The organism is Paenilisteria newyorkensis, from assembly GCF_000766145.1.
GTDB classification, from domain to species: domain Bacteria; phylum Bacillota; class Bacilli; order Lactobacillales; family Listeriaceae; genus Listeria_A; species Listeria_A newyorkensis.
In genome coordinates this window covers 136,188-152,924 of the sequence record NZ_JNFB01000040.1, presented here as the reverse complement: position 1 = coordinate 152,924, position 16,737 = coordinate 136,188, and the positions used below count along the sequence as shown (strand labels likewise).

Genomic DNA, 16,737 nt, shown 5'->3' with positions numbered 1-16,737 from the left:
TTTCGGGTAAGACGTAAATTCTGCTTCACACAAATCGAGCGAAAGCGATTGTATTTCGTCAATTTTGTGGAAGCCGGAAGCGGAGTGTACTCGTGTACATGAGAACCGGAAGTCCGCAAAATTGGCGGAGTGCGATCGCTTGTCGCCGATTTATTTGGGATAGGCTACTCATCAAAAGTAGGAGGTAGACCACTAGTGTTAGATGTGAAAAATTTTGAGTATATGAAAATAGGTCTTGCGTCTCCAGATAAAATTCGTTCATGGTCACACGGAGAAGTTAAAAAACCAGAAACAATCAACTACCGTACGCTGAAACCTGAGCGCGATGGTTTGTTCTGTGAAAGAATCTTCGGACCAATGAAAGACTGGGAATGTTCTTGTGGGAAATACAAACGTGTTCGCTATAAAGGCGTAGTTTGTGACCGTTGTGGCGTTGAAGTTACGAAGTCCAAAGTTCGTCGTGAACGTATGGGACACATTGAACTTGCTGCACCAGTAACACATATTTGGTATTTTAAAGGTATTCCAAGCCGTATGGGACTTGCACTTGACATGTCACCGCGTGCGTTGGAAGAAGTCATCTATTTTGCTTCCTATGTTGTAACAGAACCAGGCGATACACCGCTTGAAAAGAAACAGTTGCTTTCAGAAAAAGAATACCGCGTTTACCGTGAGAAATATAGCCAATCGTTCCAAGCAGGAATGGGCGCTGAAGCAATCAAAAAACTTCTCTCAGACATCCAACTTGAAAAAGAAGTAAATGGCTTGAAAGAAGAATTGAAATCGGCGCAAGGACAACGTAGAACTCGTGCGATTCGTCGTTTAGAAGTTCTAGAAGCGTTCCGTCATTCCGGCAATGATCCAAGTTGGATGGTGCTTGACGTGCTTCCAGTTATCCCGCCAGAAATCCGCCCAATGGTTCAACTTGAAGGTGGACGTTTTGCGACAAGTGATTTGAATGACCTTTATCGCCGTGTTATTAACCGGAATAACCGTCTGAAACGCTTGCTTGATTTAGGTGCGCCTAACATCATCGTGCAAAATGAAAAACGGATGCTCCAAGAAGCAGTCGATGCTTTGATTGATAATGGTCGTCGTGGCCGTCCAGTAACAGGACCAGGTAACCGTCCACTTAAATCACTGTCTCACATGCTAAAAGGTAAACAAGGTCGTTTCCGTCAAAACTTACTAGGTAAACGTGTCGATTATTCTGGTCGTTCCGTTATCGTCGTAGGTCCGAACCTTAAAATGTACCAATGTGGACTTCCAAAAGAAATGGCACTCGAACTATTCAAGCCTTTCGTTATGAAAGAATTGGTTGGTCGTGGCCTTGCGCATAACATTAAGAGTGCAAAACGCAAAATCGAACGCTCTTCACCTGAAATTTGGGATGTATTAGAAGAAGTTATTCGTGAGCATCCAGTACTTCTTAACCGCGCACCTACTCTTCATAGACTAGGTATCCAAGCTTTCGAACCAACACTTGTTGAAGGCCGTGCGATTCGTCTGCATCCGCTAGTATGTACAGCTTATAACGCCGATTTTGATGGTGACCAAATGGCTGTCCATGTTCCACTATCTGCAGAAGCACAAGCAGAAGCGCGTATTTTGATGCTTGCAGCCCAAAACATTTTGAACCCGAAAGATGGTAAACCGGTTGTAACACCTTCTCAAGATATGGTACTCGGTAACTACTACTTGACGCTTGAACGTGAAGGTACAGTTGGTGAAGGTACGGTATTTACGGATATTAACGAAGCACAATTAGCATACCAAAACGGTTATGTTCATTTGCATTCGCGTATCGCCGTTGTTGCAGGCTCGATTGACAACGAAAGATTTACCGACGAACAACGCAAACAACTATTAATTACGACTGTTGGTAAACTGATTTTCAATACCATTTTGCCGACGACCTTCCCATATATTAACGAACCGACAGATTACAATCTGGAAGTGGAAACGCCTAAGAAATATTTCGTGGATACAAACGTTGACGTAAAGAAACACATTCAAGAACAAGAAATCGTTGACCCATTCAAGAAAAAAATCCTAGGAAACATCATCGCAGAAGTATTCAAAAAGTTCCATATCACAGAAACGTCTCGCATGCTCGATCGCATGAAAGATCTAGGTTTCAAAATCTCTACAAAAGCCGGTATGACAGTTGGTATCGCGGACATCTTGACGCTTGAAGAAAAGCATGACATTCTTGAAGAAGCGCATGATAAAGTAGAGAAAATCACCAAAACATTCCGTCGTGGTTTGATTACCGATGACGAAAGATATGAACGTGTTATTGCTGTCTGGAATGAAGCGAAAGACGTTATCCAAGGCAAACTGATCTTGAGTTTGGATCGCTTAAACCCGATCTTCATGATGCAAGATTCCGGAGCTCGTGGTAACATCTCCAACTTTACACAGCTAGCAGGTATGCGTGGTCTGATGGCCGATCCATCTGGACGTATCGTAGAACTTCCAATCACATCGAATTTCCGTGAAGGACTAACTGTCTTGGAATACTTCATCTCGACCCATGGTGCGCGTAAAGGTCTTACCGATACAGCCCTTAAAACAGCCGATTCAGGTTACCTTACTCGTCGTTTGGTTGACGTGGCGCAAGATGTTATCATTCGTGAATATGATTGTGGCACTGACCGCGGTCTTGAAATTGAAGCTATCCGTGAGGGTACTGAAATTATCGAGCCGTTGGAAGAGCGTTTGGAAGGTCGTTATGCACGTAAATCAATCAGACATCCAGAAACAGGCGAAGTTATCGTCGCTGAAAATGACTTGATCACAGAGGCTAAGTCTCGTCTTGTTATTGAAGCTGGCATTGAAAAAGTAACCATCCGTTCTGCATTCACATGTAATACAAGACATGGTGTATGTAAGAAATGTTATGGTAAAAACTTGGCAACAGGAACAGAAGTCGAAGTCGGAGAAGCCGTTGGTATTATCGCCGCGCAATCTATCGGGGAACCAGGTACACAGCTTACAATGCGTACGTTCCATACAGGTGGGGTAGCCGGAGACGATATCACGCAAGGTCTTCCACGTATCCAAGAGATTTTTGAAGCACGTAACCCTAAAGGTCAAGCGATTATTACCGAGGTGGAAGGTGAAGTTGTTTCTATTGAAGAGGCACGCGATCGCCAACAAGAAATCGTGATACAAGGTAAAGATGAAGACCGTCGTAGCTACAGTATTCCTTATACTGCACGCCTTCGAGTTAAAATCGGAGACATTGTGGACCGTGGGGAAGCACTGACTGAAGGTTCGATCGATCCGAAAGCATTGATCCGCGTTCGTGACGTCCTTTCCGTACAAGAATATCTACTTGCCGAGGTACAAAAAGTTTACCGGATGCAAGGGGTTGAAATCGGCGATAAACACGTGGAAGTTATGGTTCGTCAAATGTTACGTAAAATCCGCGTAATGGACACTGGTGATACAAACATCTTGCCAGGAACATTAATGGATGTACACACATTTACCGAGTCTAACCGTGACGCATTACTTGCCGGCAAACAGCCAGCAACTGGACGCCCAGTCTTGCTAGGTATTACAAAAGCATCCCTTGAAACAGATTCCTTCTTGTCCGCAGCATCCTTCCAAGAAACAACCCGTGTTCTTACAGATGCAGCAATCAAAGGTAAGACTGATGAATTGCTCGGCTTGAAAGAAAATGTTATCCTAGGAAAACTGATCCCAGCCGGTACCGGTATCCACCATTACCGCAAACTGAAATCATCCGTACTAGGAAAAGAACAAGAAGTAGCAGAATTAGAAGAATCGAAACATATTTAAAAATTAGATGCTAAGCGTGCCCGTCAGGACTGAAAGAACTTGGAGTCGCCGCAATAAAAATCCTCTTTTGATTTTTGTGGAGGGGATGAAAGTTCCGAAGGCCTGGCACGCGAAGCTCGATAGAAAACATAAAGAGTCACCTCCGAATTATTATTTCGCAGGTGGCTCTTTAATTATGAGTAACCAGAGCGGAAAACTACATACCATAAAGGAACGCCCCTAGAATATTATTTTAGATTCTGCGACCACCCCGGCTTTTTAATTCCTAATACATAGTGTAAAATAGATAACGATAATAAAAAAGAGGTGAAAGGCTTTGAAAATTGGATTGCGTACGGTAAAAACGGCTGTTGGTGCGACGCTTGCGATACTCATCGCCGAGTGGTGGGGTCTTGAATACGCGGTTTCCGCAGGCTTGATTACTGTTCTGAGCATTCAAAATACGAAAAAGGGATCGATACAACTCGCGGTGCAACGGGTATATTCGACGATTATTGCGCTGACGATATCCGCGATTTTCTTCCTGCTTCTTGGCTTCAACGCAATCGCATTCGGCTTTTATTTACTCGTGTTCATCCCGATTGCAGTACGACTCAAAGTAGCGGACGGGATTGTAGTGAGTTCGGTGCTTGTGACGCATATTTTGGTGGAGCAGTCGCTCTCGCTGTTCTGGTTTACAAATGAAATGCTACTCATGGCTGTTGGTGCGGGAATTGGTATTTTACTGAACTTATACATGCCGAAAATGGATACGGAAATGAAGCAGCAACGGCAAAAAATTGAATCGGTGATGCGCCAAATTTTCTTTTGTTTTGCGCAGGATTTGAAGCGTGAGCCAGTTTATTTGGATGAGAAAAAACTGATTAAGCAGTTGGCGGAGTACTTGACGGAGGCGAATGAGCAGTCGCGGCGCCATTTTGATAATCAGTTATTTGCGGATTCGCGGTATTACATTAAATATATCGATATGCGGATGGTGCAGCTTCGCGTGATTCGGCAAATGAATCTGTCGGTGCGGCAAATCAGTATTTTAACGGAACATGCAGGAAAAATGGCGAGTTTGGTTGAGAAAACAGCGCTGTCACTGTCAGAGCAAAACCCGGCGGACGATTTGGTCGCGGATGTGAACACGATGCTTGCTGATTTTCGCAAAAGTGAGTTACCGAAGACAAGAGAAGAGTTTGAAGGGCGCGCGTTGTTGTTTCAATTTCTCAATGATTTGCGCTATTTATTAGAATTAAAACGCGATTTCGCGAAGCAATTTGGAGAAGGTAAAGAATTAGTAAAGATTAGTGCTGGTTGAGCCATCCTTTGCTATAATAAAGAGGCAGTCAAAACGAGGTACAAAATGGAGGGAACAAGGTGCGTAGACAAAAAAAGAGTAACAAGAAATGGATTTGGATCAGCCTTATTGTTGTGTTAGTTCTTGCTATTGGCGGGGGCGCGACCTATTATTTCATGAACAGCAGTGCGAAGAATGAGAAAATGGCCAACGAAGCCGCGGAAAGTTTTACGACCAATGTTAAAAAACAGAATTTCACGAAGCTGTCGGATGATGTGACGAAAAAATCATTGAAGACGAGCGGTTTCACAGCGAAGGAAATGGAAGCGAAATATAAAACTGTTTTTACGGGCATCGACGCGCGTGATATCAAGGTTTCCGACTTGAAAGTGACGCCTGATGATGCGAAAAATAATTATAAATTGACGTATAGTCTGGAAATGACGACGACGCTTGGTGAGATGGCGAAGCAGAAATATAGTGCGACCATTTCGAGTGAGGATGACGCTTGGAAAGTGGACTGGCAGCCGAATTTAATTTTTCCAGGGATGGTGAAATCGGATAAGGTTCGCTTGACGACGGATGAGGCGAAGCGTGGTCAGATTCAAGATGTGAACGGCAAAGGGCTCGCGATTAACAAGAACGTGAGCGAGGCTGGAATTGTTCCGAATGATCTTGGTGAGGGCGAGGCTAAGACGAAAAACTTGGAGGCCATCAGTAAGAAATTCGATATTCCTGTCGCTGATTTGGAGAAGAAATTGTCGCAAAGCTGGGTGCATCCGGATACGTTTGTGCCGATTAAGGTGTTGACGACGGGCTCTCCTGTGCAGATGACGGGTGTCAGTTACGCCACGATTGAAACGCGGTACTACCCTCTAAGTCAAGCGGCAGCGCATTTAATCGGCTATGTTGGCGAAGTGAGCGCGGAGGATATCGAGAAAAATAAATTGCTAAACGCTGGCGATCTGATTGGAAAAGCTGGATTGGAGCGTTATTATGACAAAGCATTGCGTGGTGTGAACGGCGGCCGTATCTTGATCGTGAATGACGAGACGAAAGAGGAAACTGTTCTGCAACAAAATGAGAAGAAGGATGGCGACACGATTAAGCTGACGATTGATAGCCAAATCCAGCAAAATGCGTTTAACGCGCTAAAAGGTGAGGCTGGTTCTGCGACGATTATCAACCCTACAAATGGGAATCTCGCGGCACTTGTGAGTTCGCCGTCCTATGATACGAATCAGATGGTAGCGGGAATTTCTAGTGAGGATTATAAGAAATATACCGACGATAAAAAACTGCCATTCCTAGCTCGTTATGCGACGCGTTACGCACCGGGTTCTACTTTTAAAACAATTACGGCAGCAGTTGGGCTTGAAAATGGCACGACAAAACCGGATAAAGTTCGTGAAATCTCTGGTTTACAGTGGCAAAAAGATAAATCGTGGGGCAAGTATTTTGTGACACGTGTGCATGATATTCCAAAAGTGAGCATGGTGGATGCGCTCGTAAACTCGGATAATATTTATTTTGCACAAGAAGGTTTGGAAATGGGAGAAACGAAATTCCAAGATGGCCTGAAAAAATTCGATTTTGGCGAAGAATTTGATTTACCATTCAACATGGAATCAGCGCAAGTTTCCAATGACGGCATCAAATCGGACATTTTACTCGCGGATACGGCTTATGGGCAAGGGGAATTATTGATGTCTCCAATCCAGCAAGCAGTGGCCTACACGCCATTCGCAAACAACGGCAAAATGGTTTATCCGAAGTTGACGGCAACACAGGAGACGAAGGCAGCGAAAGATTCGATGAGTGCGGGGACAGCGAATGCCGTCAAATCAGCGCTCGTTCAAGCTGTTTCGAAACCTGAGGGAACCGCGCATAAACTCCAAATCGCAGGGCATAATATCGCTGCGAAAACGGGAACGGCGGAATTGAAGCAAAAACAAGGCGAAAGTGGTCTGGAAAATGGTTTCTTGCTCGCGTTTGATAGCGACAAACCGGATTACCTCGTGTTAGCGATGATCGAAGACGTAAATGGTCGCGGTGGTAGTGGGCTCGTGATTGATAAGATGAAACCGGTGATTGAATCGTTTTATAAGTAATGCTAGGGAAGCTTGAGAGGTCTTTGTGACTTTTCAGGCTTTTTTGTGTAATCACTTTACTTTACTATTTGAACGAGGTATAATAAGTGAAATATTAATTCCGAGTAAATAGATGCGAATTAAAAAAGGAGGGTGAAGCGAATGACGGCGATTATTGGTATTTCGGCAGCACAATTGACAGAACAAGTCCCGAATACGATTTCGCGTAACGGCACGTACGTTGGCGGGGATTACGTATCGGTTGTTGCGAAGAGCGGGGCGGCCCCATTTGTTATTCCGGTGACGGATACGCGATTGGTGACGACTTTTGTGGATCAGATTGATGGGCTCATTTTGTCAGGCGGTCAGGATGTTTCACCGGCTTTATACGGCGCGGATTCCCAAGCGAAACTTGGCGCTATCTGCCCGACACGCGACCTATTCGAGTTGGCGCTTTTGAAAGAGGCATTGCTACAAAAAAAGCCGATTCTGGCGATTTGTCGTGGTGCGCAGTTGTTGAACGTAGCGCTTGGTGGGACGCTGCATCAAGATACGAGCTATATTGAAAACGCGAATTTAGCGCATATGCAGCAGGACGGGGCCACGCGAGCGACGCATGACATTCAGATTGCCAAGGCATCGCGACTCCATAACATTCTCGGAAACACAGCGCGCGTCAATTCGTTTCATCATCAAGCGGTTGATAAACTAGGAACGGGCTTGAAAATCACGGCTACTGCCCCTGACGGCGTTGTGGAAGCGATTGAAAAGGAAGGCGCGCCATTCGTTGTCGGTGTTCAGTGGCACCCAGAGCTGATCGCGGAACGGGACGCATCGATGCAACACCTTTTTCGAGACTTTGTGAAAAACGCGGAGCTGGGCGCGCTAAAGCAGTTTTACAATGCACCGGCTAATTTTAAAAAGAGAGCTACTTTACGTTAGCAAAAGGGAGGAAACAACATGAAAAATGGGATACTTATCGCGATGATAGCGCTAATCGGTGTTGTCATCGCAGCGTGTGGCGGGGGAAATACGGACAAAGAGAAGGCCAGCGGGGATGCCGGACAGTCGATCAAAGTCACGTCCGCAGGCGAAATCGCTACGCTTGATAGCGCGCTATATAGTGACACGTTCAGCTCGGATGCAATCGGTCAAATTTCGGAAGGCTTATATCGCGTCAATCCAGACAATGACGCCGAACTAGGCATTGCCAGCGCGGAACCAACTGTGAGTGCCGATAAAAAAACCTACACATTCCAACTGCGCGATGACGCCAAATGGTCGAACGGTGATCCAGTCACAGCCGCCGATTTCGTTTTTGCATTCCAAAAAGTAGTTGATCCAAAAACGGCATCACCGAGCTCGAATCAACTGGACGTCATCAAAAACGCGAACCAAATCCGCAATGAGAAAGCATCACCAGACACACTAGGCGTCAAAGCAATCAACGACAAAACACTCGAAATTACACTCGAAAACCCAATTCCATACTTGCCAAAACTACTTACAGGAACGCCATTTTTGCCACAAAATGAGAAATTCGTGACATCCGCAGGCTCGAAATACGGCACATCCGCCGACACAGTCCTATCCAACGGTCCCTTCTTATTAAAAGACTGGTCAGGAATCGGCACATCATGGACCTACATCAAAAATAAAGACTACTGGGACGCGAAAAACGTAAAATTAGACAAAGTCGCTGTCCAAGTCGCTAAAGACACCGGAGCAGGCGTAAACCTCTATAAAACCGGTGACGTCCAATACACCGCACTAACCGACGAATTCGTCCAACAATACAAAGACGACAAAGCCTACCATTCCAAAGAAAAATCGCTCATCGGCTATTTAGGATTCAATGAAGACCGCAAAGCAACGGCTAACGTCCACTTGCGCAAAGCCCTCTCGATGGCGTTTGACAAAGAAGCCTACACAAACACTGTTCTAGGCGATGGCTCCAAAGCACTGAACGGCTACATCCCATCCGGTTTTGCCAAAGATCCGAAAACCAACCAAGATTTCCGGGCAGAAAATGGCGATTTCGTCACGTTCGACCCTGAAAAAGCGAAATCAGAATGGGCGACAGCCAAACAAGAGCTCGGCGTCGACAAACTCACCCTAGAAGTCCTATCCTCCGACACAGAAGTCTCCAAGAAAACCGTCGAATTCCTACAAAGCGAAATCGAAAAGAACCTACCAGGCGTGACGATCAAACTAAAAAGTGTCCCGCTAAAAAATCGCTTAGCACTCACGACAGCAGGAGATTACGATGTTTTCTACGGCACATGGACGCCGGATTACAGCGACCCCATCAACTTTTTGGAAGTATACCAATCAGATGGCGGTTTAAATTTTTCGAAATATAACAACGCGACCTATGATGCAGGGTTGAATGATGTCAAACAGGCCTACGCAACAGATCCTGAAAAGCGTTGGGACAAGATGCTCGAACTGGAAAAACAATTAATTCAAACAGATGCCGTTGTCGCACCATTCTATCAAGGAGCCTCGGCGTACCTGTTAGATCCAGCTGTCAAAAATGTACAAATCTACCCGTTTGGCAGAAACATCTCTTACAGGCTCGCATACGTCGCGAAATAAGTCATAAGCATAATAGCTGAAACCAACGATTCTGTCGCTGTTTTCGGCTATTATTTTCTATCTAAACAAACATAGTCGAAATGCTTGACAATCCCCCACGAAGAATGGTACTATATCCAAGGTGCCTCTTCCTTCGTGACGAGGTATAGAGAATAGAAACTGTTGCTAGGAAATATCCTGTCAGCAATTTTATTTTAAAGAAAAAATGAACCACCTGGATGTGTGGCTCTAGAAAAATCGGAAGGAGGAAACCAAAAAATGCCTACAATTAATCAATTAGTTCGCAAACCGCGTCAATCTAAATCTAAGAAATCTGATTCTCCAGCACTTAACAAAGGCCTAAATACTTTCAGAAGATCATTAACAGACGTATCATCTCCACAGAAACGTGGTGTATGTACTCGTGTTGGTACAATGACTCCGAAGAAACCTAACTCGGCGCTTCGTAAGTACGCTCGTGTACGTTTGACTAACGGACTTGAAGTAACTGCTTATATCCCAGGTATCGGACATAACCTACAAGAACATAGTGTTGTACTTATTCGCGGAGGACGTGTTAAAGATTTACCGGGGGTACGTTACCATATCGTACGTGGTGCTCTAGATACAGCTGGTGTTGAAAATAGAGGACAAAGCCGTTCTAAATACGGAACGAAAAAACCTAAAAAATAATAAAAACTTAGATGAAAGGAGGATATCCAATGCCTCGTAAAGGTCCTGTTGCTAAACGTGACGTATTACCAGATCCGATGTACAATTCGAAATTGGTAACACGTCTAATCAATAAACTTATGATTGATGGTAAACGCGGAAAAGCGCAAACTATCATTTATTCTGCTTTTGATATCATCGCGCAAGAAAGTGGAAAAGACCCTATGGAAGTATTTGACGAAGCAATCAAAAACATCATGCCAGTTCTTGAAGTAAAAGCTCGCCGTGTCGGTGGTGCTAACTATCAAGTTCCGATTGAAGTTCGTGCTGATCGTCGTACAACTCTAGGTCTACGTTGGTTAGTTAACTATTCACGTCTTCGTGGAGAGAAAACTATGGTAGAACGTCTTGCACACGAAATTCTTGATGCATCTAACAATGCTGGAGCTTCCGTTAAGAAACGTGAAGATACACATAAAATGGCAGATGCAAACAGAGCATTCGCTCACTATCGCTGGTAAGATTCGTCTTATCCGCGCGACTAGGTCAACGCTTGTTGCCTAACTAAATCGTTAATAATGGAAGGAGAAATACCCATGGCTAGAGAGTTCTCCTTAGAAAAGACGCGTAATATTGGTATTATGGCTCATATTGATGCTGGTAAAACCACTACTACAGAGCGTATCCTTTTCTATACAGGGCGTATTCATAAAATTGGTGAAACACATGAAGGTGCATCACAAATGGACTGGATGGAACAAGAACAAGAACGTGGTATTACGATCACATCCGCTGCGACAACTGCGCAATGGAAAGGTCACCGCGTAAACATTATCGATACACCAGGACACGTAGATTTCACTGTTGAAGTTGAACGTTCCCTTCGTGTATTAGATGGTGCTGTTGCAGTTCTAGATGCACAATCAGGTGTTGAACCACAAACCGAAACAGTTTGGCGCCAAGCAACTACTTACGGGGTTCCTCGTGTAGTATTTGTTAACAAAATGGATAAAATTGGTGCTGACTTCTTGTACTCAGTAGGTACATTACATGACCGTCTGGATGCAAATGCACACCCAATCCAATTACCAATCGGTGCGGAAGATACTTTTGAAGGTATCATTGACTTAGTTGAGATGAACGCTTTGTATTATCTTGATGATGTAGGAAATGATCCTGAAATTCGTGAAATCCCAGCTGACTTAAAAGAGCTTGCTGACGAATATCGTGGCAAACTTATCGAAGCTGTTGCTGATTTAGATGAAGATCTAATGATGAAATACCTTGAAGGTGAAGAGCCTACAAAAGAAGAGTTGAAAGCTGCAATCCGTAAAGGAACGCTAGCTGTAGACTTCTACCCTGTTGTATGTGGTACAGCATTCAAAAACAAAGGTGTTCAACCGATGCTTGATGCAGTACTAGATTACCTTCCAGCGCCAACTGATGTTGCTGCTATTAAAGGTATTTTACCGGATACAGAAGAAGAAGCGGAACGTCATCCTGATGATAACGAACCATTCTCTTCTCTTGCGTTTAAAGTTATGACTGACCCTTATGTTGGTCGTCTTACTTTCTTCCGCGTTTACTCAGGTACTTTGAACTCAGGTTCTTACGTTCAAAACTCATCTAAAGGTAAACGTGAACGTGTTGGACGTATCCTTCAAATGCACGCTAATCACCGTGAAGAGATTTCGATCGTATATTGTGGTGATATCGCTGCTGCTGTTGGTTTGAAAGACACAACTACTGGGGACACGCTATGTGATGAAAAGAATCAAATTATCTTAGAATCCATGGAATTCCCAGAACCAGTTATCTCGGTTGCTATTGAGCCTAAATCAAAAGCCGATCAAGATAAAATGGGTCAAGCTCTTGCAAAACTTGCAGAAGAAGATCCAACATTCCGTACAGAGACTGACCAAGAAACTGGTCAAACAATCATCTCTGGTATGGGTGAGCTTCACTTAGATATCCTTGTAGACCGTATGCGTCGTGAGTTCAAGGTAGAAGCTAACGTGGGTGATCCACAAGTTTCTTACCGTGAAACATTCCGCCAAACTGCCCAAGTCGAAGGTAAATTCGTTCGTCAATCCGGTGGTCGTGGACAATATGGTCACGTTTGGATCGAATTCGGTCCTAACGAAGAAGGAAAAGGCTTTGAGTTCGAGAACGCTATCGTTGGTGGTGTTGTTCCACGTGAATACATCCCAGCAGTACAAGCAGGTCTTGAAGGCGCACTAGGAAATGGTGTGCTTGCAGGATACCCGCTAATCGATATTAAAGCGAAATTATATGACGGATCTTACCATGATGTCGATTCCAATGAAATGGCCTTTAAAGTGGCTGCTTCTATGGCTCTTCGTAACGCGGCTAAGAAATGTAGTCCTGTCATCTTGGAACCAATGATGAATGTTGAAGTAATTGTACCTGAGGATTACCTTGGAGACATTATGGGTAACATCACATCTCGTCGTGGTCGCGTAGATGGTATGGAAGCACGCGGTAACGCTCAAGTTGTTCGTGCCTTCGTTCCACTTGCAAACATGTTTGGTTACGCTACGTACCTGCGTTCAAGTACGCAAGGTCGCGGAGTTTATACGATGCAGTTTGACCATTACGAAGAAGTTCCAAAATCCGTTGGTGAAGAAATCATCAAAGCTAATGGCGGAAATAACAAAGAAGACTAAGATCAGCGAATCGACAAACGCTCATCTCCGTCGTTAATTCCTGCGTTCCGGTGCTCACGTACCGATGTACGCTCCGCTCCGGTACTCGAAATTGCCTAGAATCTAAGCATTTGTCGATCCGCTGAGGTGTAGCGTTACAGGCAAGTTTGGCGTATGAAATGAACGGTTAGCCGATTGGATTGATTGCAAACTTTTGTTGTATCCTGTATAACTATAGTAACAAGATTCGCGCGGATTTGTTTCCGCGTGTTATCAATAATTTTTTTAAACATTAAGGAGGAAATATTAAAATGGCTAAAGAAAAATTTGACCGCTCAAAACCCCATGTTAACGTTGGTACTATCGGACACGTCGATCATGGTAAAACTACTTTAACAGCTGCAATCACTACTGTACTATCTAAAAAAGGTTTTGCAGAAGCTTCTGCATACGACCAAATCGATGGTGCTCCAGAAGAAAGAGAACGTGGTATCACAATCTCTACTGCTCACGTTGAGTATGAAACTGAAAACCGTCACTACGCACACGTAGATTGCCCAGGACATGCCGATTATGTTAAAAACATGATCACTGGTGCTGCGCAAATGGATGGTGGTATCTTAGTAGTATCTGCTGCTGATGGTCCAATGCCACAAACTCGTGAGCACATCTTGCTTTCACGTCAAGTTGGTGTTCCTTACCTTGTTGTCTTCATGAACAAATGTGACATGGTGGATGACGAAGAATTACTAGAATTAGTTGAAATGGAAATCCGTGATCTATTAACTGAATACGAATTCCCTGGTGACGATATTCCAGTAATCAAAGGTTCTGCTCTTAAAGCTCTTCAAGGTGAGCCAGAGTGGGAAGAAAAAGTTAACGAACTTATGGACGCTGTGGATAGCTATATCCCAACTCCAACTCGTGACACTGACAAACCATTCATGATGCCAGTTGAGGATGTATTCTCAATCACTGGTCGTGGAACTGTTGCTACAGGTCGTGTTGAACGTGGACAAGTTAAAGTCGGTGACGAAGTTGAAGTTATCGGTCTTGTTGAAGACACTAAGAAAATCGTTGTAACTGGAGTAGAAATGTTCCGTAAGTTACTTGATTACGCTGAAGCAGGCGACAACATTGGCGCACTTTTACGTGGTGTAGCTCGTGAAGATATCCAACGTGGCCAAGTATTAGCTAAGCCAGGTTCGATTACTCCTCATACAGTTTTCAAAGCTGAAACTTATGTTCTATCAAAAGAAGAGGGTGGACGTCACACTCCATTCTTCAATAACTACCGTCCGCAATTCTATTTCCGTACTACTGACGTAACAGGTGTTGTTACACTTCCAGAAGGTACTGAAATGGTTATGCCTGGCGATAACGTTGAAATTTCAGTAGAACTAATTGCACCAGTTGCGATTGAAGAAGGTACTAAATTCTCTATCCGTGAGGGTGGACGTACTGTAGGCGCTGGAGTAGTAGCGACTATCTCTAAATAATATCCATTTAAAAATCCGGTTCCTCGTTTGGGGAGCCGGATTTTTTTGCCATAAAAAGAAACATTTAATCCGCGTGGACTAAATGTTTCTTTTTAAAATAGAAGATGTGAGGCCGTACATTTGATCACGATAATCGCCAGCTGGGAGTTGCTTGATTTCCCGGAGCGCTTTTTTGGTGTATTTATCGGCTAGTGTGAAGGCTTGCTCCACGCCTTTGTATTTTGTGATGAGTGCGAGTAGTTGTTCCAAGTCTGCATCGGACATATCAAGCTGTTTTTCGAGTAGTGGTTGGAATTCGGCTTGGTGTTTCTGCATGGCGTAGATGAGTGGAAGTGTGTAGACGCCTTGTTTGACGTCGTTTAACACAGGTTTTCCGAGTCCGTCATCGGAGCTTGTATAATCCAGCACATCGTCGATAATCTGAAAAGCCATGCCTAGATAGTGGCCGATATTCCAGGCGTTGCGTACTTGAAAACGAGTGGCTTTACTTTGAGATGCGCCGGAAAAAGTACTCAGCGCGAAAAGTTGCGCCGTTTTCCCGGAAATGCGCGACAAGTATTGGCGCACCGTCACATCGATATCATAGCGCATCCGCATTTGATCAAGTTCGCCCATCAGGATTTTTTCGATGTTTTTACTGTTAAATTCGATGTTTTCAACCGAGCTAGCGTGACTCGATAAAATTTTAAAACAGATGCAAAATAAATAATCGCCGGTATAAACTGCGTAATTGCGTCCGTATTTCGAGTGAATCGTCGGAATGCCGCGTCTAGTCGGCGCATCATCCACGACATCATCATGAATCAGCGTCGCCATATGTAGGACTTCTAGGGCACCGGCAACCGCGATAGCGCGATCACGATCCCAATCAGGACCAATTTGAGCCGCGAGCATAGCGTAAGCAGGGCGCAACAGTTTGCCGCCAGCGTGAATCAAATCTTTCACGTTTTTCTCCACTTGCTTATCTCGGATTTGGATACTTTTTTCGATAGTTGTGAGTACATCTTTCAAATCGGTTTGCAGATTTGGATAGGCGTCCCACATCGGGTGAAGTTGCATAATTCATCCTCATTTCGCTTAGTTTTGAATAGGTTCATTCGTTTTATTGAAAGCACGTAGCGTCTGTACATTTTTAATTAAATAATTGGCCGCGATTCCGACCGCAATCCCTGATAGTATCCCGATAAACGAGAGGACAGGCAGGTAGAGCATGACGTTCCAGCTACCGGCGATCCAACTTGCAATCACGAGCTGACCGACATTATGTAGAATCCCGCCAGTCGTGCTGACACCGATAATGCTGACACGTTTAGGCCCCAGTTTCTTCACCAACCACATACCGCCAAAACTCAAAATCGCTCCGGCCGCGCTATACATAAACGTCGAAATCGTCCCGCCGAGCAAGGTAGCGAGTACCAGCCGAATACAAACAATCATAAAAGCGTCTTTCGTGGATAGCGTGTACAAGGAAATACACGTAATAATATTCGCCAAACCGAGCTTGGCACCAGGCGCGAAGGCGAACGGGAATGGTATCGCGCGCTCCAACAAGCTAATGACAACCGCCTGAGCGGCCAGTAAAGCAATATAAACTAAACGCTTATTTTTAGTCATGCACACACCTCCCATTTTTCAAAATTAATCTTAAGACGGAATAACAATCCCATCGTCCGGCTCCGTCTCACCAGTTGTGGACTGCACTTCAATCACGACCTTATGTGGCAAACAAACGATGGTCTCGCCGAGTTTCCCAATCGCGCCAACACGGACGCAAACTTGGTCATTACAATTCGCCGCACTAATCCGAATCCGCTCATCCTTCACTTCAATCTCGTTGTAATCCCCATCATCCGCCGTCACCTTAAACGTATCAACGCCTGTATGACCGGTCAAATCGACGCGCTTAAACTCTTTGCCATCGACTTTAATCACCGCGACCAACTTCGACTCCGAGCCAGCTGGTGGGGCAGGTTCTTGAGATTTCGCGTAAGTAAAAATAGCTAGAGGCAGAAAAGAAAGCACGGTCAAAAGCACAATGATAATAACATCCCAACGCTTCACCATATGTAAATATTCCTTCACGTTTCTTTTCCCCCTCTAACTAGCTTTATGTTCATTGTAATACACTAAGCCAAAAATAT

General features: G+C 44.5%; 12 protein-coding genes. 9 read left to right on the top strand and 3 right to left on the bottom strand.

Annotation, left to right across the window (positions count from 1 at the left end; genetic code table 11):
• Positions 1–195 precede the first annotated feature (195 nt).
• From rpoC to tuf, 9 genes are all read left to right on the top strand, one after another.
• On the top strand, positions 196–3,810 hold the full coding sequence (gene rpoC, locus EP58_RS14100) for a DNA-directed RNA polymerase subunit beta' (protein ID WP_036094382.1): 3,615 nt from the start codon (positions 196–198) through the stop codon (positions 3,808–3,810).
• A 316-nt stretch (positions 3,811–4,126) separates the two neighbouring features.
• Positions 4,127–5,113 carry an aromatic acid exporter family protein gene (locus EP58_RS14095; protein ID WP_036094381.1) on the top strand — a complete coding sequence of 329 codons (987 nt, stop codon included), beginning with the start codon at positions 4,127–4,129 and terminating at the stop codon, positions 5,111–5,113.
• 59 nt (positions 5,114–5,172) lie between these two features.
• Positions 5,173–7,203: a penicillin-binding protein PBP4(5) gene (pbp4, locus tag EP58_RS14090; RefSeq protein ID WP_036094380.1), complete on the top strand. Its 2,031-nt coding sequence runs from the start codon at positions 5,173–5,175 to the stop codon at positions 7,201–7,203.
• A gap of 141 nt (positions 7,204–7,344) precedes the next feature.
• Positions 7,345–8,124 (top strand): gamma-glutamyl-gamma-aminobutyrate hydrolase family protein, encoded by a 780-nt coding sequence (locus EP58_RS14085; protein WP_036094378.1) that lies wholly within the window; start codon positions 7,345–7,347, stop codon positions 8,122–8,124.
• A gap of 18 nt (positions 8,125–8,142) precedes the next feature.
• On the top strand, positions 8,143–9,780 hold the full coding sequence (locus tag EP58_RS14080; RefSeq protein ID WP_036094377.1) for a peptide ABC transporter substrate-binding protein: 1,638 nt from the start codon (positions 8,143–8,145) through the stop codon (positions 9,778–9,780).
• Between the two features lie 258 nt (positions 9,781–10,038).
• On the top strand, positions 10,039–10,452 hold the full coding sequence (gene rpsL / locus EP58_RS14075; protein WP_036094375.1) for a 30S ribosomal protein S12: 414 nt from the start codon (positions 10,039–10,041) through the stop codon (positions 10,450–10,452).
• Positions 10,453–10,481: 29 nt separating this feature from the next.
• Entirely contained in the window at positions 10,482–10,952 is a 471-nt protein-coding gene (rpsG, locus tag EP58_RS14070) for a 30S ribosomal protein S7 (protein ID WP_036065477.1), read from the top strand.
• A 75-nt stretch (positions 10,953–11,027) separates the two neighbouring features.
• Positions 11,028–13,118 (top strand): elongation factor G, encoded by a 2,091-nt coding sequence (gene fusA / locus EP58_RS14065; protein ID WP_036094373.1) that lies wholly within the window; start codon positions 11,028–11,030, stop codon positions 13,116–13,118.
• Positions 13,119–13,408: 290 nt separating this feature from the next.
• The gene (tuf, locus tag EP58_RS14060; protein WP_036094372.1) at positions 13,409–14,596 is read left to right on the top strand and encodes an elongation factor Tu; all 1,188 of its coding nucleotides are present in this window, start codon (positions 13,409–13,411) and stop codon (positions 14,594–14,596) included.
• Between the two features lie 78 nt (positions 14,597–14,674).
• On the opposite strand, the gene EP58_RS14055 is transcribed toward tuf, so the two are convergent.
• The 3 genes from EP58_RS14055 to EP58_RS14045 are packed head-to-tail and all read right to left on the bottom strand — an operon-like array spanning position 14,675 to position 16,678.
• Complete coding sequence (locus EP58_RS14055; RefSeq protein WP_036094371.1) at positions 14,675–15,655, bottom strand: polyprenyl synthetase family protein; 981 nt, start codon at positions 15,653–15,655, stop codon at positions 14,675–14,677.
• Positions 15,656–15,673: 18 nt separating this feature from the next.
• Complete coding sequence (eetB, locus tag EP58_RS14050) at positions 15,674–16,210, bottom strand: flavinylation system FAD exporter subunit EetB (protein WP_036060247.1); 537 nt, start codon at positions 16,208–16,210, stop codon at positions 15,674–15,676.
• A gap of 30 nt (positions 16,211–16,240) precedes the next feature.
• Complete coding sequence (locus EP58_RS14045; RefSeq protein ID WP_036094369.1) at positions 16,241–16,678, bottom strand: NusG domain II-containing protein; 438 nt, start codon at positions 16,676–16,678, stop codon at positions 16,241–16,243.
• Positions 16,679–16,737 lie beyond the last annotated feature (59 nt).

Bases quoted from the DNA above. Each gene is read 5' to 3' on its own strand.
- eetB (WP_036060247.1), bottom strand. From the start codon at position 16,210: ATGACTAAAAATAAGCGTTTAGTTTATATTGCTTTACTGGCCGCTCAG.
- fusA (WP_036094373.1), top strand. From the start codon at position 11,028: ATGGCTAGAGAGTTCTCCTTAGAAAAGACGCGTAATATTGGTATTATG.
- rpsL (WP_036094375.1), top strand. From the start codon at position 10,039: ATGCCTACAATTAATCAATTAGTTCGCAAACCGCGTCAATCTAAATCT.
- rpsG (WP_036065477.1), top strand. From the start codon at position 10,482: ATGCCTCGTAAAGGTCCTGTTGCTAAACGTGACGTATTACCAGATCCG.
- EP58_RS14080 (WP_036094377.1), top strand. From the start codon at position 8,143: ATGAAAAATGGGATACTTATCGCGATGATAGCGCTAATCGGTGTTGTC.
- tuf (WP_036094372.1), top strand. From the start codon at position 13,409: ATGGCTAAAGAAAAATTTGACCGCTCAAAACCCCATGTTAACGTTGGT.
- EP58_RS14085 (WP_036094378.1), top strand. From the start codon at position 7,345: ATGACGGCGATTATTGGTATTTCGGCAGCACAATTGACAGAACAAGTC.
- EP58_RS14055 (WP_036094371.1), bottom strand. From the start codon at position 15,655: ATGCAACTTCACCCGATGTGGGACGCCTATCCAAATCTGCAAACCGAT.